Annotated in this window: 18 protein-coding genes; 12 read left to right on the top strand and 6 right to left on the bottom strand. The window is 62.4% G+C overall.

Annotated elements, in window-relative coordinates; translation table 11 throughout:
- Positions 1-61 precede the first annotated feature (61 nt).
- From RMV17_RS16970 to RMV17_RS16920, 11 genes are all read left to right on the top strand, one after another.
- Complete coding sequence (locus RMV17_RS16970; RefSeq protein ID WP_311881335.1) at positions 62-979, top strand: LysR family transcriptional regulator; 918 nt, start codon at positions 62-64, stop codon at positions 977-979.
- Positions 980-1,168: 189 nt separating this feature from the next.
- A complete protein-coding gene (lexA, locus tag RMV17_RS16965) occupies positions 1,169-1,786 on the top strand; it encodes a transcriptional repressor LexA (protein WP_034155667.1) in 618 nt (205 codons plus the stop codon).
- Positions 1,786-2,403 (top strand): translesion DNA synthesis-associated protein ImuA, encoded by a 618-nt coding sequence (gene imuA / locus RMV17_RS16960; RefSeq protein ID WP_034155668.1) that lies wholly within the window; start codon positions 1,786-1,788, stop codon positions 2,401-2,403. The genes lexA and imuA overlap by 1 nt, the downstream gene beginning before the upstream one ends.
- Positions 2,404-2,410: 7 nt before the next feature.
- A complete protein-coding gene (locus tag RMV17_RS16955; RefSeq protein WP_311881333.1) occupies positions 2,411-3,826 on the top strand; it encodes a DNA polymerase Y family protein in 1,416 nt (471 codons plus the stop codon).
- Positions 3,802-6,900: an error-prone DNA polymerase gene (locus RMV17_RS16950; protein WP_311881332.1), complete on the top strand. Its 3,099-nt coding sequence runs from the start codon at positions 3,802-3,804 to the stop codon at positions 6,898-6,900. The genes RMV17_RS16955 and RMV17_RS16950 overlap by 25 nt, the downstream gene beginning before the upstream one ends.
- A 272-nt stretch (positions 6,901-7,172) precedes the next feature.
- Positions 7,173-7,859, top strand: coding sequence for a CsgG/HfaB family protein (locus tag RMV17_RS16945; RefSeq protein WP_166674995.1), 687 nt, complete (start codon positions 7,173-7,175; stop codon positions 7,857-7,859).
- Between the two features lie 28 nt (positions 7,860-7,887).
- Positions 7,888-8,256 (top strand): DUF4810 domain-containing protein, encoded by a 369-nt coding sequence (locus tag RMV17_RS16940; protein ID WP_034155672.1) that lies wholly within the window; start codon positions 7,888-7,890, stop codon positions 8,254-8,256.
- The gene (locus tag RMV17_RS16935) at positions 8,253-8,912 is read left to right on the top strand and encodes a DUF799 domain-containing protein (protein ID WP_034155673.1); all 660 of its coding nucleotides are present in this window, start codon (positions 8,253-8,255) and stop codon (positions 8,910-8,912) included. Before RMV17_RS16940 ends, RMV17_RS16935 begins: the two co-directional genes overlap by 4 nt.
- 230 nt (positions 8,913-9,142) lie before the next feature.
- Positions 9,143-9,832: a GntR family transcriptional regulator gene (locus RMV17_RS16930; RefSeq protein ID WP_034155674.1), complete on the top strand. Its 690-nt coding sequence runs from the start codon at positions 9,143-9,145 to the stop codon at positions 9,830-9,832.
- A gap of 134 nt (positions 9,833-9,966) precedes the next feature.
- Positions 9,967-12,078 carry an ATP-binding protein gene (locus RMV17_RS16925; RefSeq protein ID WP_311881330.1) on the top strand — a complete coding sequence of 704 codons (2,112 nt, stop codon included), beginning with the start codon at positions 9,967-9,969 and terminating at the stop codon, positions 12,076-12,078.
- Between the two features lie 31 nt (positions 12,079-12,109).
- Positions 12,110-14,743: an excinuclease ABC subunit UvrA gene (locus RMV17_RS16920; protein ID WP_311881329.1), complete on the top strand. Its 2,634-nt coding sequence runs from the start codon at positions 12,110-12,112 to the stop codon at positions 14,741-14,743.
- A gap of 55 nt (positions 14,744-14,798) precedes the next feature.
- Here RMV17_RS16920 and RMV17_RS16915 read toward each other — a convergent pair whose 3' ends face one another.
- Genes RMV17_RS16915 through RMV17_RS16890 form a run of 6 tightly spaced genes read right to left on the bottom strand, consistent with a single transcriptional unit; the run spans position 14,799 to position 20,226 of the window.
- Complete coding sequence (locus RMV17_RS16915) at positions 14,799-16,742, bottom strand: response regulator (protein ID WP_311881328.1); 1,944 nt, start codon at positions 16,740-16,742, stop codon at positions 14,799-14,801.
- Positions 16,732-17,607, bottom strand: coding sequence for an ATP-binding protein (locus RMV17_RS16910; RefSeq protein ID WP_311881326.1), 876 nt, complete (start codon positions 17,605-17,607; stop codon positions 16,732-16,734). Before RMV17_RS16910 ends, RMV17_RS16915 begins: the two co-directional genes overlap by 11 nt.
- Positions 17,600-18,610 carry an ATP-binding protein gene (locus RMV17_RS16905; RefSeq protein WP_108225460.1) on the bottom strand — a complete coding sequence of 337 codons (1,011 nt, stop codon included), beginning with the start codon at positions 18,608-18,610 and terminating at the stop codon, positions 17,600-17,602. Before RMV17_RS16905 ends, RMV17_RS16910 begins: the two co-directional genes overlap by 8 nt.
- Entirely contained in the window at positions 18,607-19,011 is a 405-nt protein-coding gene (locus RMV17_RS16900) for an anti-sigma regulatory factor (protein WP_008084828.1), read from the bottom strand. Before RMV17_RS16900 ends, RMV17_RS16905 begins: the two co-directional genes overlap by 4 nt.
- The gene (locus RMV17_RS16895) at positions 19,008-19,370 is read right to left on the bottom strand and encodes an STAS domain-containing protein (RefSeq protein ID WP_007912539.1); all 363 of its coding nucleotides are present in this window, start codon (positions 19,368-19,370) and stop codon (positions 19,008-19,010) included. The genes RMV17_RS16900 and RMV17_RS16895 overlap by 4 nt, the downstream gene beginning before the upstream one ends.
- A gap of 4 nt (positions 19,371-19,374) precedes the next feature.
- Entirely contained in the window at positions 19,375-20,226 is an 852-nt protein-coding gene (locus RMV17_RS16890) for an STAS domain-containing protein (RefSeq protein WP_311881323.1), read from the bottom strand.
- 248 nt (positions 20,227-20,474) lie between these two features.
- Here RMV17_RS16890 and RMV17_RS16885 point away from each other — a divergent pair, with 248 nt between their 5' ends.
- Positions 20,475-20,738: a hypothetical protein gene (locus tag RMV17_RS16885; RefSeq protein WP_034155681.1), complete on the top strand. Its 264-nt coding sequence runs from the start codon at positions 20,475-20,477 to the stop codon at positions 20,736-20,738.
- Positions 20,739-20,890 lie beyond the last annotated feature (152 nt).

Genomic DNA, 20,890 nt, shown 5'->3' with positions numbered 1-20,890 from the left:
CTGGCAACGGCTGACAGAACGCCTGCCTCACGAAAAACGTTTTTGCCTGAATGGAAAAAGCATGGACAAGTTGGGTGCATTGAAAATGTTCGTGGTCACCGCGCAGCTCGGCAGTTTCAGCCGCGCCGCCGAGCAGTTGGGCAAGACCCCGTCGGCGCTGACCAAAGCGGTCAATCACCTGGAATCGGAGCTCGGCGCACGGCTGTTCGAGCGCAGCACTCGGCGGATTCTGCTCACCGAAATCGGCCGTGTGTACCTGGAAACCGCGCGGCTGGTGTTGCAGCGGCTGGACGAGGCCGGCGAGGAAATCGAGCAGTTGCAGCACGGCTTGCGCGGCAACCTGAAAATCACTGCGCCGCTGGCGTATGGGCGGGCGTTTCTCGATGAGGTGTGTGACGGCTTTTTGCAGCAATACCCGCAGATCAGCCTGCAAGTGGACCTGTGCGATGCCTTCGTCAATCTGCTGGAAAGCGGCTACGACCTGGCGCTACGTGAGGGCCACGATGATTTGCCGGGGTTGATTGCGCGGGTGGTCGGCAGCAATCGTCTGGCGTTGTGCGGCAGCCCGGAGTACCTGGCGCGCAAGGATTTGCCGGTGAATCCGCAAACCCTCGAACAACATGAATGGCTGCTTTATCAGCATCCGCTGCTCAGCCGCGAATTCTGGTGGGCCGAGCGCGACGGGCAGCGTTTGAGCCTCGCGCAGCCGGCGAATCCGCTGTTGCGCAGTGATAATTACGATTTGTTGCTGGCCAGTGCCCTGGCCGGGCGCGGTTTGCTGCACACGCCGCTGTGGAGCGCCGCGCCGTACATTGCCGACGGGCGGCTGGTGCGGGTCATGGCGGATTACGAGATCGATCCGGACACTTTTGGCCCGCACATTCTTGCGGTGTACCCGAGCCATCGGCGGGCCACGGCGAAGGTCGTCGCCTTCATCGATTACATCGCCGAATTCCTCGCCGAACGCGGCCTTGGCTAACACCCACGCACTGATCGTTCCCACGCTCCGGCGTGGGAATGCAGCCCGTGACGCTCCGCGTCACTGGACGCAGAGCGTCCCTAGAGGCGTTCCCACGCGGAGCGTGGGAACGATCATTGCGCGTGGGAACGATCAACGTAGGGTGGGCCGACCTGTGGCGCTTGTCAGGAAAATCCTACAGGAGTACAAATGTACTCCATGACCAATCTGACTCCCCGCCGTACTGCCATCCTGACGTTTATCCGCGATCGAATCGCCGAACACGGTCAGCCCCCAAGCCTCGCTGAAATCAGCGAGGCTTTTGGTTTTGCCTCGCGCAGCGTGGCGCGCAAGCACGTGCTCGCGCTCACCGAAGCCGGTTTTATCGAGGTCAATCCGCATCAGGCTCGCGGCATTCGCTTGCTCGGGCAGCCGCCGCGTCCGGAACTGCTCGACATCCCCGTGCTCGGCCGCGTCGCTGCCGGTGCGCCGATTGGCGCCGATGCCGACATCCATAGCCGTTTGATGCTCGACCCGGCGCTGTTCTCCCGCACACCCGACTACATGCTGCGGGTGCAGGGCGATTCGATGATCGAGGACGGCATCCTCGACGGCGATCTGGTCGGCGTGAAGCGCAATCCCGAAGCGCTCAACGGCCAGATCGTCGTGGCACGGCTCGACGGCGAGGTCACCATCAAACGCTTCGAACGGCTCGGCGATGAAGTACGGCTGTTGCCACGCAACCCGGCGTATCAGCCGATTGTCGTGCGCGACACTCAGGACCTGGCCATCGAAGGGGTGTTCTGTGGTCTGGTGAGGCAAGGCTGATGGGCGCCGTCGTTGCGTTGGATACGCTGTTCAATGGCGGCCAGGTCTGGAAGGGCCGGCCTGCGCCACCCGCTGCCAGCCCGCAACCGACCGGGCATGCGGCGCTGGACGCGGCACTGCCCAGCGGTGGCTGGCCGGAAGCGGCGTTGAGCGAAATTCTTCTGGCCGGTCCCGGTGTCGGCGAACTGCAACTGGTCTGGCCGACGCTGGCGCGGTTGTCGGCGGCGGGCGAGCGCATCGTGCTGGTGGCGCCGCCGTTCGTGCCGTACCCGCAGGCGTGGGAGAACGCCGGGGTCGATCTGCGTCAGTTGTCGGTGATCCAGGCCAGTGAACGCGATGCCTTGTGGGCGGCGGAACAGTGTTTGCGTTCGGGCAGTTGCGGCGCGGTGCTGTGCTGGCCGCACAAGGCCGATGACCGCGCATTGCGCCGTTTGCAGGTGGCGGCGGAAACCGGCCAGACCCTGGCGTTTGCCTGGCGGTCGTTGAGCGAAGCGATCAACCCGTCACCGGCGGCGTTGCGCATTGCCATTGATGCCAAACCCGCGCAGTTGCGCGTGCTCAAGTGCCGTGGCGGTTTGGCGCGTGCGGCACCGATTGCCTTTGCCGTGGGTCACTGAGGTCGCCATGCGCTGGGTGTGTATTCTGTTTCCGCAATTGGCCCTCGACGCCGTGCTGCGTCAGCGTCCCGATCCCGATGAGCCATTAGTGCTGCTCAACGGCCCGGCCCAGCGCCGGGTGTTGCAAGCGGTCAACCCGGCGGCGCGCAAGCTCGGGTTGCGCGCCGGCCAGTCGATGACCGCCGCCCAAGCGATGAGCAAAGGGTTTGCCACGGCGGATTACGAGGCGGCCGAGGTCGAGCACTGGCAGCAATTTCTCGCCGCGTGGGCCTACCGTTTCAGCGCGCAGGTCAGCGTGCACTATCCGCGCACCGTGGTGTTCGAGATCGAATCGAGCCTGGGTCTGTTCGGCTCCTGGGCGCAGTTCGAAGCACGACTGCGCCAGGAACTGACCGATCTGGGTTTCCGTCATCGCATCGTCGCCGCACCGAATCCGGTGGCGGCGCGGGTGCTGGCCAATGCTTACGACGGCTTGGTGGTGCCGGACGGCGAAGCCTTGCAGCACCACCTCGGCCAGTTACCCGTCGACCGCGTCGGCCTGGAGCCGAGCGTGGCCACGGCGTTGTCGCGCATGGGCCTGCGCAATCTGAATCAGGTGCAGAGCCTGCCGCGTCAGGCGCTGGCGCGGCGCTTCGAAGCGCAGATGCTCAAACACCTCGACACCTTGTTCGGTGCGCGACCCTTGGCGCTGGAATTTTACTTGCCGCCGGATCGTTTCGATGTGCGCATCGAACTCAACTTTGACGTGCAGTCGCATCAGGCGCTGCTGTTCCCGTTACGGCGTTTGACCGGTGACCTGTCGGCGTTCCTCTGCGGGCGTGACAGCGGCGTGCAGCGTTTCGACCTGCATCTGGAACACGCCGGGCTGCCGGACAGCGTGATCAAGGTTGGTCTGCTCAGTGCTGAACGTGATCCGGCGATGCTTTTCGAACTGGCGCGCGGGCGGCTGGAGCAAGTACAGGTCGAGGCGCCCGTGCGTGGCTTTCGCCTGCGCGCCGAGGACCTGCCGAGCTTCGTGCCGCAGTTTCAGGAACTGTTCGACGACCGCCCGCAACAGACCTTGCCGTGGGAGCAGTTGCGCGAACGCCTGCGTGCACGCTTGGGCGATGACGCCGTGCAGGGGCTGCGTTTTCAGGCCGATCATCGCCCCGAGTGCGCATGGCAGCACGGTGTCGACAAACAACGCTGCGCAGGCTTGCCGAGCGTGCACCGTCCGGGCTGGTTGCTCGGCGAGCCGCAAAGTGTGGCAGAAGGTTCGGCGCGGATTCTCATGGGTCCGGAACGTATCGAATCCGGCTGGTGGGACGGTGACGATGTGCGCCGCGATTATTACCTGATCCAGAACCGCGCCGGCCAACAGGGCTGGGCTTATCGCGCGGTGGGCGAGGGCGGTCCGTTGTGGCTGCAGGGCTGGTTTGCATGAATGACGGTTATGCCGAACTGCACTGCCTGTCGAACTTCAGTTTCCAGCGCGGTGCGTCCAGTGCGCTGGAACTGTTTCAGCGCGCAAAAAAGCACGGCTATCAGGCGCTGGCGATCACCGATGAATGCACGCTGGCCGGGATCGTTCGCGCCTGGCAAGCGGCGAAATCGGTTGAGCTGCCGCTGATCATCGGCAGTGAAGTGCGCATTGAAAACGGCCCGAAACTGGTGCTGCTGGTGGAGAACCTCGCGGGCTATCAGGCACTGTGCGGCTTGATCACTCGTGCACGACGGCGCACGCAAAAAGGCCAGTATCAGGTGTTGCGCGAGGACTTCAACGAAGCGCTGCCGGGATTGCTGGTGTTGTGGGTGCCGGACTCGCTTGATCAGGTGGAAGAGGGCCGTTGGTTGCAGCAGACCTTCGGCCAACGCCTGTGGCTGGCGGTGCAATTGCATCGTGGCCAGGACGATCAGCAGCGGCTGGCGGAGTTATTGAGTCTGGCCGCCGAGTTGCAGATTCCGGCCGTGGCCAGTGGCGATGTGCATATGCACGCCCGTGGCCGACGCGCCTTGCAGGACACCATGACGGCGATCCGTCATCACGTACCGGTGGCTGAGGCGGGGTTGCGTTTGCACCCCAATGGCGAGCGACATTTGCGCAGCGTCGAGGTGTTGCGCGAGTTGTATCCGCAGGCCTTGCTCGACGAGTCGGTGAAGCTGGCCCGGCGTTGCACCTTCGATCTGGGCGAGTTGCGTTATCAATATCCCAAGGAGCTGGTCCCCGAGGGGCACAGCGCCAGTTCCTGGCTAAGGCAACTGACCAAGGAAGGCATCGCCTGGCGTTGGAAGAAGGGCGCGCCCTTCAAGGTGCTGAGACAGATCAACAAGGAGCTGAAGCTGATCGCCGAACTCGGCTATGAAAGCTACTTCCTCACCGTACACGACGTGGTGCGTTTTGCCCGTGAGCAAAAAATCCTCTGTCAGGGCCGTGGCTCGGCAGCCAACTCGGCGGTGTGCTTTGCCTTGGGCATCACCGAGATCGACCCGGACCGCACCACGCTGCTGTTCGAACGCTTCATGTCCAAGGAGCGCAATGAACCGCCGGACATCGACGTCGACTTCGAGCACGAACGCCGCGAAGAAGTCCTGCAATACGTGTTTCGCCGTTATGGCCGTGGTCGTGCGGCGCTGACGGCGGTGGTCAGCACCTACCATGCTGCCGGCGCAGTACGTGATGTGGCCAAGGCCTTGGGCCTGCCGCCGGATCAGATCAATGCACTGGCCGATTGCTGCGGCCACTGGAGCGATGAAACGCCGCCGGTCGCGCGTTTGCTCGAAGGCGGCTTCGACCCGGAAAGCCCGGTGCTGCGTCGGGTGTTGAGCCTGACCGGGCAGTTGATCGGCTTCCCCCGGCACCTGTCACAGCACCCCGGCGGCTTCGTGATTTCCGAGCAGCCGCTGGACACGCTGGTGCCGGTCGAGAACGCGGCGATGGCCGAGCGCACGATCATCCAGTGGGACAAGGACGACCTCGATGCGGTCGGCCTGCTCAAGGTGGATATCCTCGCCCTCGGCATGCTCAGCGCAATTCGCCGCTGTTTCGACTTGCTGCGCCGCCATCGCAATCAGGATCTCAGCCTGGCGACTATCCCGGCCGAAGACAAACCGACCTACGAGATGATCAGCCGCGCCGACACCATCGGTGTGTTCCAGATCGAGTCGCGGGCGCAGATGTCGATGCTGCCACGGCTGAAACCGGCGAAGTTCTATGATCTGGTGATTGAGGTGGCCATTGTCCGCCCGGGGCCGATTCAGGGCGGGATGGTCCATCCGTATCTGCGCCGCCGGAACAAGGAAGAAGAGGAGACTTATCCGTCACCGGAGCTGGAAGTGGTGCTCAAACGCACCCTCGGCGTGCCGCTGTTTCAGGAACAGGTCATGCAGATCGCCATCGTCGCTGCCGATTACAGTCCCGGGGAGGCCGATCAGTTGCGCCGCTCCATGGCTGCGTGGAAACGCCACGGCGGACTGGAACCGCACAAGGAACGCCTCGCCGCCGGCATGAAGAAGAACGGCTACACGCCGGAGTTCGCCGCGCAGATCTTCGAGCAGATCAAAGGCTTTGGCAGCTACGGTTTTCCCGAGTCCCACGCCGCCAGTTTTGCCTTGCTGACTTACGCCAGTTGCTGGCTCAAGTGCCACGAACCGGCAGCGTTCGCCTGCGCGTTGATCAATAGCTGGCCGATGGGCTTCTACAGTCCGGACCAGATTCTCCAGGATGCGCGCCGGCATCAGTTGCAGATCCGCCCGGTCGACGTGCGCGCCAGTGATTGGGATTGCAGTCTGGAAACCACCACAGCGGCGCAACCGGCGATTCGCATGGGCCTGCGGATGATCAAGGGCTTTCGCGAGGACGATGCCCGACGCATCGAAGCGGCGCGGGCGCGCGGGGCGTTTGCCGATGTCGCTGATCTGGGCGAGCGGGCGGTGCTCGACAGTCGGGCGCAGGCGTTACTCGCCGACTCCGGGGCGTTGCGTGGTTTGGCCGGGCATCGGCATCGGGCGCGCTGGGAAGTGGCCGGGGTGCAGAAACAGCTGGGCCTGTTTGCCGGGTTGCCAAGTCAGGAGGAGGCCGAGGTGGTGCTGCCCAAACCCAGCGTTGGCGAGGATCTGCATGCCGATTACAGCACCATCGGCACCACGTTGGGGCCGCATCCGCTGGCGCTGTTGCGTGGCGAACTCAAAGCCCGGCGCTGCCGCAGTTCGCAGGAGTTGCTTGAGGTCGAACACGGCCGACCGGTGAGCGTCGCCGGGCTGGTGACGGGACGGCAACGACCGGGCACCGCCAGTGGCGTGACCTTCGTGACCCTGGAAGACGAATTCGGCAACGTCAACGTGGTGGTCTGGCGCGACCTGGCCGAGCGTCAGCGGCAAGTGCTGGTCGGTTCGCAATTGCTCAAGGTCGATGGCCGCTGGGAGCGCGAGGGCGAAGTGCGCCATTTGATTGCAGGCCGCCTGAGCGACCTCAGCCCGCTGCTCAATGGCATTCGCGTACAGAGCCGCGATTTCCATTGATCCTTTCTCCCAAGCCGAACACAAAACCCTGTGGGAGCGAGCCTGCTCGCGAAAGCAATCTATCAGTCAGAGATGATTCGTCTGACATACCGCTTTCGCGAGCAGGCTCGCTCCCACAATGGATTTGCGTAAGGCCAATCAAGCCAATTCACTGGCGTCAAAAAAACCTGTCACGAATGATGGCACTTTGTCATAATGCCGCCCCTTTTCAGCCCCCGAGCGCTTTGCCGTGCCGGGACATCCCCGTTTTTCAAAAGGAATACTCAGTGAGAATGATCTCCCGGATGCTGGTCTCAGGCGTCGCGATTGCTGTACTCGGCACGATTGCCGGCACACTCGCCGGTTGCGCCACCGAAAGCTCCCGCGCGCTGCCGGTGGCCAAGGTTGAAAGCGCCAGCCAAGTCTGGACTGGCGTTCGTGTGCCAATGGCCGTGGGCAAGTTCGACAACCGCTCCAGCTACATGCGCGGGATCTTCTCCGACGGTGTCGACCGTCTCGGCGGTCAGGCCAAGACCATCCTCATCACCCACTTGCAGCAGACCAACCGCTTCAGCGTGCTGGATCGCGACAACATGGGCGAAATCCAGCAGGAAGCCGCGATCAAGGGCCAGGCCCAGCGTCTCAAAGGTGCTGATTATGTGGTCACCGGTGACGTCACCGAGTTCGGCCGCAAAGAGACCGGCGATCACCAGTTGTTCGGCATTCTTGGCCGTGGCAAGACTCAAGTGGCCTACGCCAAGGTCAACCTGAACATCGTCAACATCAGCACTTCCGAAGTGGTCTATTCGACTCAGGGCGCCGGCGAATACGCCTTGTCCAACCGCGAAATCATCGGCTTCGGTGGCACCGCTGCCTACGACTCGACCCTCAACGGCAAAGTACTGGATCTGGCCATGCGCGAGGCGATCAATCGTCTGGTCGATGGCATGAACGCCGGTGCCTGGAAACCGGGCAACTGATCGACGCCCATTGCAAGGAGCAACACCCATGAATCTGACTTTGTCGCGCTCGTTAATGGCGCTGACGCTGGCCGCCAGCGCCTTGCTGGCCGGTTGCAGCAGCCCGAAAACCCTGTATCAGTGGGAAGGCTACGAACCCCAGGTCTACGAATACTTCAAAGGCGAAGAGCCGAAGGAAGCCCAGGCCGAAGCGCTGGAGCGTGACCTGCAAAAAATCCGTTCCACCGGCAAGGCCGTACCGCCGGGTTACCACGCACACCTTGGCTTGCTCTATCTGAGCATGGGCAAGGACGATCAGATGGTGCAGCAGTTCAACACCGAGAAAACCCTGTTCCCTGAGTCCGGGACGTACATGGATTTCCTGCTCAAGAATGCCAAGACCGGAGACGCGAAATGATCGCGCGTACCTTGAAACTGCTGGCCGCCGGTCTGGCCCTGACCGTGCTGGGCGGCTGCGTTGCGCCCAAGACCGTGGATTACTCGGCTTACAAACAAGCGCGGCCAAAGACCATTCTGGTGCTGCCACCGCTGAACACCTCGCCGGATGTGAAGGCGTCGTACAGCCTGTTGTCGCAGGTGACGTTCCCGCTGGCCGAGGCTGGTTATTACGTACTGCCGATCACGCTGGTTGACGAGACGTTCCGCCAGAACGGCCTGACCACACCGGACGACATCCATCAGGCACCGCCAAACAAACTGAAGGAGATCTTCGGTGCGGACGCGGCGCTGTACATCACCGTGACCGAATACGGCACGCGTTACATGGTGATCAGCAGCGAAACGGCAGTGACCGCGACGGCGAAACTGGTCGACCTGAAAAGCGGCACGACGCTGTGGACCGGTTCGGCCCGGGCGTCGAGCGAAGAGGGCGGCAATAACGGCGGCGGTGGTCTGATCGGCATGCTGATCACGGCAGCGGTCAAGCAGGTTATCAACAGCGCCACCGATGCCGGCTACCCGATTGCCGGTGTGGCGAGTAATCGTCTGCTCTCGGCCGGGCATCCGGCAGGCCTGCTGTACGGCCCGCGCTCGCCGAAATACGGCACGGACTGAATCCGGTAATGATCTTTCCCACGCACTGCGTGGGAAGATCAAATGCAGGCGTGAGCCTGCTCACCGCCCCCCTCCCGGCACATGTGTCCTGCTTGCAACGAGCAGACGGGTAGCGCGACGCCCCCTCGATGGGTGATCCGCACTCAACGTGCAATCAAGACCCTGCATCTCGAAGCCGAAGGCTATATCCTGCGTGGCACTCAGTTGCTCGACGTTAAAGGAGTGCCCAAATGACCGAAAAGAAACCGGAAACCACGGTCGACCGCGTCTACCAAGGGGTTTACGAGGCGATCAGCAAGCGTTCGTTGCGTCCGGGAATGAAACTGGGCGAGGCCTCGCTGGCCGAGTTATTCAATGTCAGCCGCACGTCGGTGCGCGCGGCATTGAAGCAATTGGAGGCCGATGGGCTGGTCACCACCGAGCCCAATAAAGGGGCATCGGTATCGCTGCCGAGCAATGAAGAGCTCCGCTCGCTGTTTGAAACCCGCCGGCTGATCGAGATCGGCATCGTCACCGAACTGTGCCGGCGCAAGGACGGCGCGGCGATGCAGGATCTGCGCGAGCACCTGCTGCTGGAAGATGAAGCCCACGCGGCGGGCGATCATGAGCGCTTGATTCACCTGCTTGGCGAGTTCCACATCAAACTGGCGCGCAGCCTGAATAATCCGGTGCTGCTCGACTGGTTCCAGAAGCTGATCTCCCGTGCCTCGCTATACGCCGCCGCGCTGGATGACGACAGCCATGAAGTCTGCCGCGACAACGAACACCTGCGCCTGATCGAGTACATCGAAGCCGGCAATCAGAGCGCCGCCATCGAGCTGACCTGCACGCATCTCAATGGTATCGAGAAGGCCATTCTCGACGTCGCCGCGAAAATGAAAACTGGCTACCATCCGCTCAAACACCTGATCGGGGTGTAGGTTCCGGGCAGGGATTAAATCGGCTATACCTCATATGAAACCAATACGACTGCAGACGCTCGAAACAGACGGGCGTCGCGTCGTTATGGCGTCGCGATTTATCGGGCAATCACCACAGGACACTGAGTCAGTCGATGCAGTTTTTATCCGATAGCCATGGTTGTGACGGCTGGAAAGGCGAGATGGCCGGGCGCATCTGTGCGTTCGACTGGGGCCCTACTGAACTGGGTCCGCTGGACACCTGGCCCGCCAGCCTATGCAGCGCCGTGCAATTGATGCTGGCCTCGCCGCTGCCGATGGTCATGCTCTGGGGCCGTCTCGGCTACATGATCTACAACGACGCCTATTCGATATTCGCGGGCGGTCGCCATCCGTATCTGCTCGGTTCACCGGTCGAGTTGGGTTGGCCAGAGGTCGCCGAGTTCAATCGACATGTGGTCGACACTTGCCTGGCGGGCGGCACCTTGTCCTTTCGCAATAAAGAACTGGTGCTGTTGCGTGATGGCGTCCCCGAAGACGTCTGGATGGACCTGTATTACAGCCCCGTCGCCAACGATGACGGCGTGCCGGCCGGGGTCATGGCAATGGTGGTGGAAACCACTGAATTCGTGCACTCCGAACGCCGGCGTCAGGAAGCCGAACAAGCCTACCGCGCCGACAATGAGCGGGTACGTCTGGCGCTGAATGCCGGCGCCTTGCTTGGCTCGTTTGTCTGGGATGTGAAAAACAACACATTGTCAGCAGACGAACGATTCGCCCGTACGTTCTCGTATCCGCCGGATCATGACCTGAGCAATCTCGCCCAGGACGTTGCCGAGTCGCGTATCCATCCCGATGACCACGCTTGGGTACAAGAGCGTGTCGCCCATTCCGTGCAGACCGGCGAGCCGTATAACGCCGAATATCGCGTCCGGCGCAGTGACGGCAGTTATCTGTGGGTGCTGGCCAGTGGCGGGTGCGAGTTTGACGAACACGGCAAACCGTTGCGCTTCCCCGGCGTACTGATCGACATTCATGAACGCAAGATTGCTGAAGAATCCCTGCTCAAATTTACCCGCAACCTCGAACAGCGCGTGGGCGAAGAGGTCGAGGCGCGGTTGGCGGCGGAAGAGCAGTTGCGCCAATCACAGAAGCTCGAAGCCATTGGCGGTCTCACCGGCGGCGTGGCTCACGACTTCAATAATCTGCTGCAAGTGATCGCCGGCAATCTGCATCTGCTCGCCCGCCACGAACCGAACAACGCCAACGTGCAGCGCCGGGTCAGCGCGTCGCTGGCGGCGGTCGAACGCGGTGCCAAGCTGTCCTCTCAGTTGCTCGCGTTTGCCCGGCGCCAGCCGTTGTCGCCGGCGGTGTGCAACCCGCAGCAGATTTTCGAAGGCGTTGGCGAATTGCTGCAACGGGCGCTGGGCGAAACCATTCAGATCGACGTGCAGTTGCCGCAGCAACCGTGGCACATCAACGTCGACCGCAATCAACTGGAAAATGCCATTCTCAACCTGGCGATCAACGCTCGTGATGCGATGAAGGGCGAGGGCACCATTGCGCTCAGCGCTGCCAATGTGCGACTCGAACGCGAGTTCTGTGCCGGTAAAGGCATCGTTCCCGGCGAATTTGTCCGCGTTGCGGTCAGTGACACCGGCGCGGGTATCCCGCCAGAGATCCTCGAGCAAGTATTCGAACCGTTTTTCACTACCAAGGCCGATGGTCAGGGCACCGGGCTGGGCCTGAGCATGGTGTTCGGCTTCGTCAAGCAGAGCGGCGGGCATGTCGAGATCACCAGCGCTTTGGGCGAGGGCACGCGGGTGCAGTTGTACTTCCCGCGCAGCCTGCGCCCGATCCTTGATGAGGCGCCCAATCTGCAAAGGCAGCAGAGCGGCGGCCACGAGACGATTCTGGTGGTCGAGGACAACGACGCCGTGCGCACTTCGGCGGTGGAATTGTTGCGCGAGGAGGGCTATCGCGTGTTGACCGCCGGCCACGGCGATGCGGCCATGCAAATGCTCCTCGACGGTGCCGCGGTCGACCTGATCTTCACCGACGTGGTCATGCCGGGGCTGATCAAAAGCTCCGACCTGTTCGCCTGGGCCAAGGTGCAGACGCCGCCGGTGGCGGTGCTGTTCACTTCCGGGCACACCCGCGACATCATTTCGCGCAATCACCAGTTAAGCCCTGACACCCATTTGCTGAGCAAACCGTATAGCCCGGAAGCCATGTTGCAGATGATTCGGGTGATGCTCGGTAGCTGAGCGTTGAACATTCCTTCACCAAGGCAGGTCGATGACTTCCAAACGCACCTCCAAAGCGCCCGCCGGCATGGTCCGGGTACGCGGCGCCCGTGAACATAACCTGAAGAACGTCGATGTCGACATTCCCCGCGATGCCCTGGTGGTGTTCACCGGCGTGTCCGGTTCGGGCAAATCCTCGCTGGCCTTCTCGACCTTGTACGCCGAAGCCCAGCGCCGCTACTTTGAATCGGTGGCGCCCTATGCGCGACGGTTGATCGATCAGGTTGGCGTGCCGGATGTCGATTCCATCGAAGGCCTGCCGCCGGCCGTGGCCCTGCAACAGCAACGCGGCACGCCGAGCACACGTTCGTCGGTGGGCAGCGTGACGACGTTGTCGAGCCTGATCCGTATGCTCTATTCGCGCGCCGGCAGTTATCCGCCGGGGCAACCGATGTTGTATGCCGAGGACTTTTCGCCGAACACACCGCAAGGCGCGTGTCCGGAGTGCCATGGTCTTGGGCGGGTGTATGAAGTCACCGAGGCGCTGATGGTGCCCGATCCGAACCTGACCATCCGCCAGCGCGCGGTGGCGTCCTGGCCGTTGGCCTGGCAGGGCCAGAACCTGCGCGACATCCTCGTAACCATGGGCATCGACGTCGACATCCCGTGGAAAAAGCTGCCGAAAAAGCAGCGCGACTGGATTCTCTTCACCGAAGAAACCCCGACCGTGCCGGTGTACGCCGGGCTGACCCCGGAAGAAACCCGCGTCGCCCTCAAACGCAAGATGGAGCCGAGTTATCAGGGCACCTTCACCGGCGCCCGCCGCTACATCCTGCACACCTTCACCCATTCGCAAAGTGCGCTGATGAAGAAGCGCGTTTCACAGTTCATGCTCGGCAGCCCTTGCCCGTTATGCGACGGCAAACGCCTGAAGCGTGAAGCGTTGTCGGTGACGTTTGCCGGGTATGACATCGGTGAGCTGTCGCAGATGCCATTGCTGCAAGTCGCCGAAGTATTGCGGCCGGTGGCGGCGGCCAGTTATCTGCAACAGGCTGAAGAAACCGGTGAGACCTTGAGCCATGCGCAAACCCGCGAGGCCCGCCAGCAGCGCGTGGCCCACGGTGCCAGCGGCCACGGCAGCGCGCCCGATGTGCGGCACACACCCAATCTGTCGCTGGAGAAGCGTCTGGCGGCGCAGCGCATTGCCGAGGATTTGCTGGAGCGGGTCAGCACGCTGACCGATCTGGGCCTCGGTTATCTGGCGCTGGAGCGCAGCACGCCAACCTTGTCGTCCGGTGAGCTGCAACGCTTGCGCCTGGCGACGCAACTGGGTTCGCAATTGTTCGGGGTGATCTACGTGCTCGACGAACCTTCCGCCGGTTTGCACCCGGCCGACGGCGAGGCGTTGTTCGAGGCCTTGCAGCGCTTGAAGGCTGACGGCAATACGCTGTTTGTGGTCGAGCACGACGTGGAAACCATGCGCCGTGCTGACTGGCTGATCGACGTCGGCCCGGCGGCGGGCGAGCAGGGTGGGCAGGTGCTGTACAGCGGCCCGCCCGCCGGTCTTGCGGAGATCGAAGCGTCGCAGACGCGCGCCTACCTGTTTGCCGAAACACAGCGCCAGGTACGCACCGCGCGCAAACCGACGGCGTGGCTGAAACTCGAGGGCATCACCCGTAACAACCTGAACAATCTCAGCGCTGAATTTCCGCTGGGCTGCTTTACCTCGGTAACCGGCGTTTCCGGCTCCGGCAAGTCGAGTCTGGTCAGTCAGGCCTTGCTGGAACTGGTCGGCGCACAATTGGGCCGTCCCACGCTGGACAGTGAACCGGAAGAACTCAGCCTCGAAGACGACGCCCCGCAGGTCAGCAGCGGTCAGGTTACGTCCGGGCTGGAGTCGATCAAGCGACTGGTGCAGGTCGACCAGAAACCCATCGGCCGCACGCCACGCTCCAACCTGGCGACCTACACCGGGTTGTTCGACAACGTGCGCAAGCTCTATGCCGCGACCGACGCTGCGCGGGATGCGGGTTATGACGCCGGGCAGTTTTCCTTCAACGTCGCCAAGGGCCGTTGCGCCACCTGCGAAGGTGAGGGGTTTGTCAGTGTTGAATTGTTGTTCATGCCCAGTGTGTATGCGCCGTGCCCGACCTGCCATGGCGCGCGGTACAACCCACAGACGCTGGCGATTCTCTGGGAGGGTCTGAGCATTGCGCAGGTGCTGCAATTGACCGTCGAGGAAGCGGTGACGGTGTTTGCCGGGCAACCGGGGATTCGTCGGTCACTGGAGGTGCTGCGCGATATTGGCCTGGGTTATCTGCGCCTCGGGCAACCGGCCACGGAACTGTCCGGCGGCGAAGCACAGCGGATCAAACTGGCCACCGAGTTGCAGCGTAACCAGCGCGGCGCGACCTTGTATGTGCTCGATGAACCGACCACCGGGTTGCATCCGCGTGATGTCGACCGGCTGCTGGAACAGCTGGATACGCTGGTGACGGCGGGGCACACGGTGATTGTGGTCGAACACGAAATGCGCGTGGTGGCGCAAAGTGACTGGGTGATCGACATCGGGCCGGGGGCGGGGGATCAGGGCGGCAGGATTGTCGTGGCGGGCACGCCGCAGAAGGTTGCGGCGAGCAAGAAGAGCCGGACGGCGCCGTTTTTGGCCCGTGCCTTGAGCCGATAGGTGGGTTGGCAGGGCGGACGTTTTCGTCGGAACGCCGCCCGGAGCAAGCGGTTGATCAGGCACCATCAAGGGTGCGGCGGACCTTGTCGAGCAGTTCGCTGATCTGGAACGGCTTGACCAGCATGTCCATGCCGCTGCCGAGAAATACCTGACGATTGATCGCCGTTTCCGCATACCCGGTCATGAACAGGATCGGCAGCCCCTCACGCCAGCCCCGCGCAACATCCGCCAATTCACGACCGCTCATGCGCGGCAGGCCAACGTCGGTCAGCAACAGGTTGATCGACGGATCATTCTGCAGGCGCTCCAGCGCTGTCTCGATATCCGCCGCCTGGGTGCAGCGGTAACCTGCGTCCTCCAGCACTTCAGTGACAAACATGCGCACCGACGGCATGTCCTCGACAATCAGTACATGCTCACCGCTGCCTTGCGGATCGACCACCGGCGCGGGGATGTCGGCGCCTGTCGGATCAGTGGTGGCCGGCAACATGATCGTCACTTCGGTGCCGCGCCGGGCGACACTGCGGATGTGCGCATCGCCGCCCGACTGGCGGGCAAAACCATAGATTGTCGACAGGCCCAGCCCGGTGCCCTGGCCCAACGGTTTGGTGGTGAAAAACGGATCGAAGACTTTATCGATGACGTTGTGCTCGATCCCTGTGCCGTCGTCACGCACCGACAGCGCCACGTAAGCGCCATCGGCCAGATTCGGGTCGCCATGGGAGTAAGCGGCGTACGTGCTGACCCAGATATTGCCGCCCACCGGCAGCGCATCGCGGGCGTTGATCACCAGATTCAGAACCGCACTTTCCAGTTGCACCGGGTCGACCAGGGCGATCGCCGGTTTGTTGGTCAGCTCAAGCTTGAGGCTGATGCGTTCACCGATGGTGCGCATCAGCAGTTCTTCCAGCGAACGTACGTGCTCGTTGATGTCCACCGGCCGCGTGTCCAAAGGCTGCTGGCGGGCAAAGGCCAGCAGGCGGTGGGTGAGCGACGCCGCGCTCATCGCCGAATTCAGCGCCGCTTCGCTATAAAACTGCACCTTGTCCAGACGCTGATCGGCGACCCGTTTCTGGATCAGTTCCAGGCTGGTGATGATCCCGGTCAGCAGGTTGTTGAAGTCGTGAGCAATACCGCCCGTGAGCTTGCCCAGCGCATCCATTTTCTGCACTTGCAGCAACTGCGCCTCGGCGCGCACGCGTTCGGCGGTTTCCTTGGCCAGTTGCGTGGTGGTGTCATCCAGACGCGCCAGATGCGAGCGTTCGCGGTGGCGGTGCTCGGTAACGTCTTCGACGAAGACCAGGCTCAGTTCGGGCGTGCGGTACGGGGAAATCTGCCATTCGGTCTCGCGAATCTCACCCTGCACACGCATGTTCAGCGTGCCTTTCCAGCGCTCGCCATCGACCAGACGCAGGCGCAGTTCATTGAGGATCGCGCTCTGATCCTCGGCGAAGCATTCACGCAGGGCCAGTGGGTCTTGATTGTCGAGAATCAGTTGGGCGAAGGCATGGTTGCACTCATGCACCTTGAGGCTGGCATCGAGCACCGCGATCGGCGCCGACACATTGGCGAAAATCTCGCGGAACCGCGCCTCGCTTTCGCGCAGGGCATTTTCCGTGTCGCGCACCCGTAGCAACGTGCGCAGGGTGGCCAGCAGCACGTCGGGGTCCACCGGGTGAATCAGGTAGGCGTCGGCACCGGCGTTGAGGCCGGTGATGATATCGCCGGTCTGGATCGACGCCGCGGACACATGGATCACCGGCAACAGCGCGGTGCGGCTGTCCGCGCGCAGAATCCGTACGATGTCGAAGCCGCTCATGTCCGGCAGATTGACGTCGAGGATCAACGCATCGAGCGCTTCACTGTCGATCAGCGCCAGCCCCTCGCCACCGGTGCCGGCCTCCAGCACCTCGTAGCCGTGGCGCTCCAGCCGTCGGCGCAGGGCGTAGCGGGTGGCGACGTTGTCGTCGACGATCAACAGGCGGATGTCACGTTTCATCGACGTTCTCCAGAGCGATCGCCAACGGGATGATCACGAAAAAGGTCGAGCCGACCCCCGGCGCACTGTCCATCCCGACTTCACCGCCGAGCAGGGCGGCGAAGCGTTTACACAGTGACAGGCCCAGCCCGGTACCGCGCAGGCGTTTCTGCAACGGCGAGTCGACCTGGGAAAAGTCTTCGAACAATGCGCCATGCAGCTCGGCAGCGATACCTATTCCGGTGTCGCTGACGGCGAAGCGCACCTTGTCCGCCCCTTCGAGCCGCGCGGAAACCCGCACTTCGCCACGGGTGGTGAATTTCAGCGAGTTGGAAATGAAATTGCGCAGGATCTGCGCGAGTTTCTTGTCGTCGGTGTACAGGCGTGGCAATCCGACCGGTTCTTCGAAGATCAGATCGACCGCCGAGGCGTCGACGATCGGCCGGAACATCCCGCGCAGGGCGGAGAACAGGTCGAACATGTCGAACCACGCCGGGGAAATGCTGATGCGTCCGGCCTCGATCTTGGCCAGATCGAGCAGATCATCGACCATGTCGCTGAGTTCGCGTGCCGCCGTGCTGACGAAGGCCACTTGTTTGTGTTGCTCGGGACTGAGCGGGCCGTCGAGTTCATCGGCCAGCAGGCTGTTGATGCTCAGGATCGAACCCAGCGGCGTGCGGAACTCGTGGCTCATGTACGACAAAAAGCGGCTTTTCAGATCCGAAGCCTGGCGCAGTTCCTCAGCCTGTACATCGAGTTCGGCGTACAGCGCCAGCACCCCCTGATTGGTCTCATCGAGTTCTTCGCGCAGGGCCGCGGTTTCGCTCTGCAACTGCGCAATCAGCGCAGCCTGCTCGGCACTGCTCAGGATCGGCGACTCAGCCATGGGCGGCCTCCAGGGCAACGACCAGCACCGTTACATCGTCGCGCCCGCGACAGAAGTCGCGGTGCAGGACGCCGGCTATCACGGCGGGATGGCGGTGCACCAGACCGGGGTAGTCTTGAAGATTCCAACGGGACTGCAAGCCGTCGCTGTACATGATCAATAGATGTCCGTTCACGTGAGCATAGTCAAAGGGCCGGGCTTTCCGGTATTGCACGCCGACGATGCCCGGGTGCGAGGCGAGGCCACGGGATTTGTCGGCGTTGATCAGGCTGGCGCCGATGTTGCCGACACCGGCAAAGGTCAGGCTGTCGCGCCGCGCATCGAACCGGGCGAACGCGACGGCGCCGCCGCGAGTACCGATCATGTCGCGGTGCATGTCTTCCATCAGCATCACTGGCTCGGAAAAGGGCGTCAGGGCGAAGGTTTGCGCTCCGGCGCGGCCGGCGCGTTCGGCGTCTTCACCGTGACCGAGCCCGTCGATGATCAGTGCGCTGATGCTGCCGTTGTCATACGCCAGGTGCCAGACATCGCCGCACGCCGGATCGTTGTGCAACGAGTGCTGGCTGACCCCAAAGCGCATGTCGGGCTCGCGATCCGTGCGTGGATAAAATCGGGCCAATAACACCGCGCCACGGGCATCGGCGTACACATCAAACACTTCGGCCTGGCGTGATATCGAGCCGAGGCCGATGCCTTGGGTACCGCCAGTAGAAAACCCGTCGGCCAGACAGGCCTCCAGATCAAACCCCTGCGCACGGTCAATGGCGAGCAATTCAATGCCAAAACCATTGGCGCGCGGCAGCACCCGCAGGTGCATTTCACCGTGGCTGGCGTGCTTGAGCACGTTACTTGCCAGCTCCGTCGCCACCAGTGCCACACGCCCGGCATCGCCTTCGTCAAAGCCGTGTTGTTCGGCCAGTTGTTGCGCCGTGCGGCGGGCGTGGCCGATCTGGCTGCTGTCTTCGATCAGTAAAACCTGGGTCATCGACCCGCTGATATTCATGTCCATCGGGTAATCGTTATGCGAGTGCCCTTGCCGGGCTCGGTGTCCAGTTCGAACTCTTCGACCAGGCGTTTTGCCCCGGTCAGGCCCAGGCCCATGCCGCTGCCCGAGGTCCAGCCGTCGGTCATCGCCAGTTTCAGGTCGGGAATGCCCGGGCCTTCGTCGCGGAAGGTCAAGCGCAGACCGACCTTGTGATCCTCATCGAGGATCTGCCAGTCCATGTCGCCGCCGCCACCGTAAACCATGGTGTTACGCGCCAGTTCGCTGACCGCTGTGACCATTTTGGTCAGGTCGATCAGGCGCATCCCGCATTCGGTGGCCAGTTTGCGGGCGGTCTGGCGCGCGAGCACGACATCCTGTTCGATGTGGATGGGTTGAGTACCGCTGCTGCGTACGGTCATTGCCGGTCTACTCGTTCCTGCAGCAGTTTCATCCCGCGCTCGACATTCAATGCCGTGCTGACGCCGGGCAGGGTCAGGCCGAGTTCGACCAGGGTGATCGCCACGGCCGGCTGCATGCCGACCAGCATGGTTTCGGCGTCCATGATTTTCGACAGGCCGGAGATCGTGCTGATCATCCGGCCAATGAACGAGTCGACCATGTCCAGCGCCGAGATGTCGATCAACACCCCGCGCGCCGAAGTTTTGCTGATGCGCTCGGACAAGTCGTCCTGCAAGGTGAGGGCGAGTTGGTCATGCATGTCGACCTGAATGGTCACCAGCAGGAACTTGCCCATTTGAAGAATAGGAATTCTTTCCATGGGTTCAGACCGCTTTGCCGATGCTGATGCCCAGGCGGGTCAGGGCCAGTTTCAACGCATCCGCCAGATTGGCCTTGGTGACCACGCCTTGCAGGTCGAGGCCGAGGTGGACGATGGTTTGCGCAATTTGCGGACGCACGCCGCTGATGATGCAGTCGGCGCCCATCAGGCGGATCGCGGTCACGGTTTTCAGCAGGTGCTGGGCAACCAGGGTGTCGACGGTCGGTACGCCGGTGATGTCGATGATGGCGATTTCCGAGCCGGTGTCGACGATGCGTTGCAGCAGCGATTCCATCACCACTTGCGTGCGCTGCGAGTCGAGGGTGCCGATCATCGGCAGTGCCAGGACGCCGTCCCATAGCTTGACCACCGGGGTCGACAGCTCCAGAAGTTCTTCCTGTTGACGCTTGATCACCGCTTCACGGGATTTCTGGAAGGTGCGGATGGTGTGCATGCCGAACGCGTCCAGCAGCTCGGACACTTCCCAGAGTTGTTCGGCGAGCAGCGCCGGTTGGTCTTTGTAATGGTTCTGGAGCAGGTTAAACAGTGGGCCTTTGAGGGCGAAGATGAAACTCGCGGTCTGCTGCGAGTCCTGGCCGAGCAGGGCGCGACTGTGGGAGAGCTTTTCGAGGAACTGGCGGGTGGCTTCCCAACCCGGTGCGGCGATGTTGGTGCCGTTGTCGTTCTCGATGCCACTGACCACCAGTTGCAGGAATTCGGTGGTTTGTTGCTGCAGATCGTGGTCTTTCAGATTACGCGTGGCGCCGCTGGCTTGCAGGCCATTGATCCATTCGCCCAGCAGTTGTGCTTGTTTGTTTTTCATCGCATCGAGTGTGCTGTTCTGCAGTGCTGCCATGTGCCTGTTGCTCCGTCGCGAATTGGGGGGCGGTCGTGAAAATGATCGCCGCGAAGTGATCGACATTTGCCGTTCGAAATAGTTGTTCGTTCGCGCACGTATATTTTTGCTCTGGCGCAAGGAACGTCCCGGTAACTCTAGTCGGCGTGGCCGTGCGCGGCGAAGTTTTGAACGTTGGCGCGGGGCAGGCTTCGAATCTTTGACACCCGGCGGATGTGCGTCGGGGGTGTTTGACCAATGAGGTGGCCATGAACGAGCAAACGAAGCAGAGCCAATCTGGCGAACCGATCAATCGCAATGATCCGGCGATCGACCCGCAGGTGCCGGGGCAACCGGCGCCGACGCAGCAGCAGGGCGATAAAGAGCAGGCGCAGAGTGCCGACCCGGCGGTGGATCAGAAAAACCAGCACACCGACAACGACAACGAATTCAGCCCGGGCTTCAAACCGCAGCCGGACCGGGCGAAGCCGGGGGAGGAGACGGATGCCGATATTGATACCGATGGCGGTTGATTGCGGCGGATATGACAAGGCCGCATCCGCTGGGTGCGGCCTTTTTTTGCTTGAATGTGGTGGCGTGGCTGACATCGATCCCCCTCAGACCGAGATGTCCCCCAAGCCGTACGCATAAAAAAACGCCGCATTAACCAATGCGGCGTTTTCAT

The sequence above is a fragment of the Pseudomonas sp. VD-NE ins genome (genome assembly GCF_031882575.1).
Taxonomy (GTDB): domain Bacteria; phylum Pseudomonadota; class Gammaproteobacteria; order Pseudomonadales; family Pseudomonadaceae; genus Aquipseudomonas; species Aquipseudomonas fluorescens_BZ.
Note: the sequence above shows the minus strand (reverse complement) of the source record. Positions and strands in the feature narration are given on the sequence as shown.

Bases quoted from the DNA above. Each gene is read 5' to 3' on its own strand.
- RMV17_RS16970 (WP_311881335.1), top strand. From the start codon at position 62: ATGGACAAGTTGGGTGCATTGAAAATGTTCGTGGTCACCGCGCAGCTC.
- lexA (WP_034155667.1), top strand. From the start codon at position 1,169: ATGTACTCCATGACCAATCTGACTCCCCGCCGTACTGCCATCCTGACG.
- imuA (WP_034155668.1), top strand. From the start codon at position 1,786: ATGGGCGCCGTCGTTGCGTTGGATACGCTGTTCAATGGCGGCCAGGTC.
- RMV17_RS16955 (WP_311881333.1), top strand. From the start codon at position 2,411: ATGCGCTGGGTGTGTATTCTGTTTCCGCAATTGGCCCTCGACGCCGTG.
- RMV17_RS16945 (WP_166674995.1), top strand. From the start codon at position 7,173: ATGATCTCCCGGATGCTGGTCTCAGGCGTCGCGATTGCTGTACTCGGC.
- RMV17_RS16940 (WP_034155672.1), top strand. From the start codon at position 7,888: ATGAATCTGACTTTGTCGCGCTCGTTAATGGCGCTGACGCTGGCCGCC.
- RMV17_RS16935 (WP_034155673.1), top strand. From the start codon at position 8,253: ATGATCGCGCGTACCTTGAAACTGCTGGCCGCCGGTCTGGCCCTGACC.
- RMV17_RS16930 (WP_034155674.1), top strand. From the start codon at position 9,143: ATGACCGAAAAGAAACCGGAAACCACGGTCGACCGCGTCTACCAAGGG.
- RMV17_RS16925 (WP_311881330.1), top strand. From the start codon at position 9,967: ATGCAGTTTTTATCCGATAGCCATGGTTGTGACGGCTGGAAAGGCGAG.
- RMV17_RS16920 (WP_311881329.1), top strand. From the start codon at position 12,110: ATGACTTCCAAACGCACCTCCAAAGCGCCCGCCGGCATGGTCCGGGTA.
- RMV17_RS16915 (WP_311881328.1), bottom strand. From the start codon at position 16,742: ATGAAACGTGACATCCGCCTGTTGATCGTCGACGACAACGTCGCCACC.
- RMV17_RS16910 (WP_311881326.1), bottom strand. From the start codon at position 17,607: ATGGCTGAGTCGCCGATCCTGAGCAGTGCCGAGCAGGCTGCGCTGATT.
- RMV17_RS16905 (WP_108225460.1), bottom strand. From the start codon at position 18,610: ATGAATATCAGCGGGTCGATGACCCAGGTTTTACTGATCGAAGACAGC.
- RMV17_RS16900 (WP_008084828.1), bottom strand. From the start codon at position 19,011: ATGACCGTACGCAGCAGCGGTACTCAACCCATCCACATCGAACAGGAT.
- RMV17_RS16895 (WP_007912539.1), bottom strand. From the start codon at position 19,370: ATGGAAAGAATTCCTATTCTTCAAATGGGCAAGTTCCTGCTGGTGACC.
- RMV17_RS16890 (WP_311881323.1), bottom strand. From the start codon at position 20,226: ATGGCAGCACTGCAGAACAGCACACTCGATGCGATGAAAAACAAACAA.
- RMV17_RS16885 (WP_034155681.1), top strand. From the start codon at position 20,475: ATGAACGAGCAAACGAAGCAGAGCCAATCTGGCGAACCGATCAATCGC.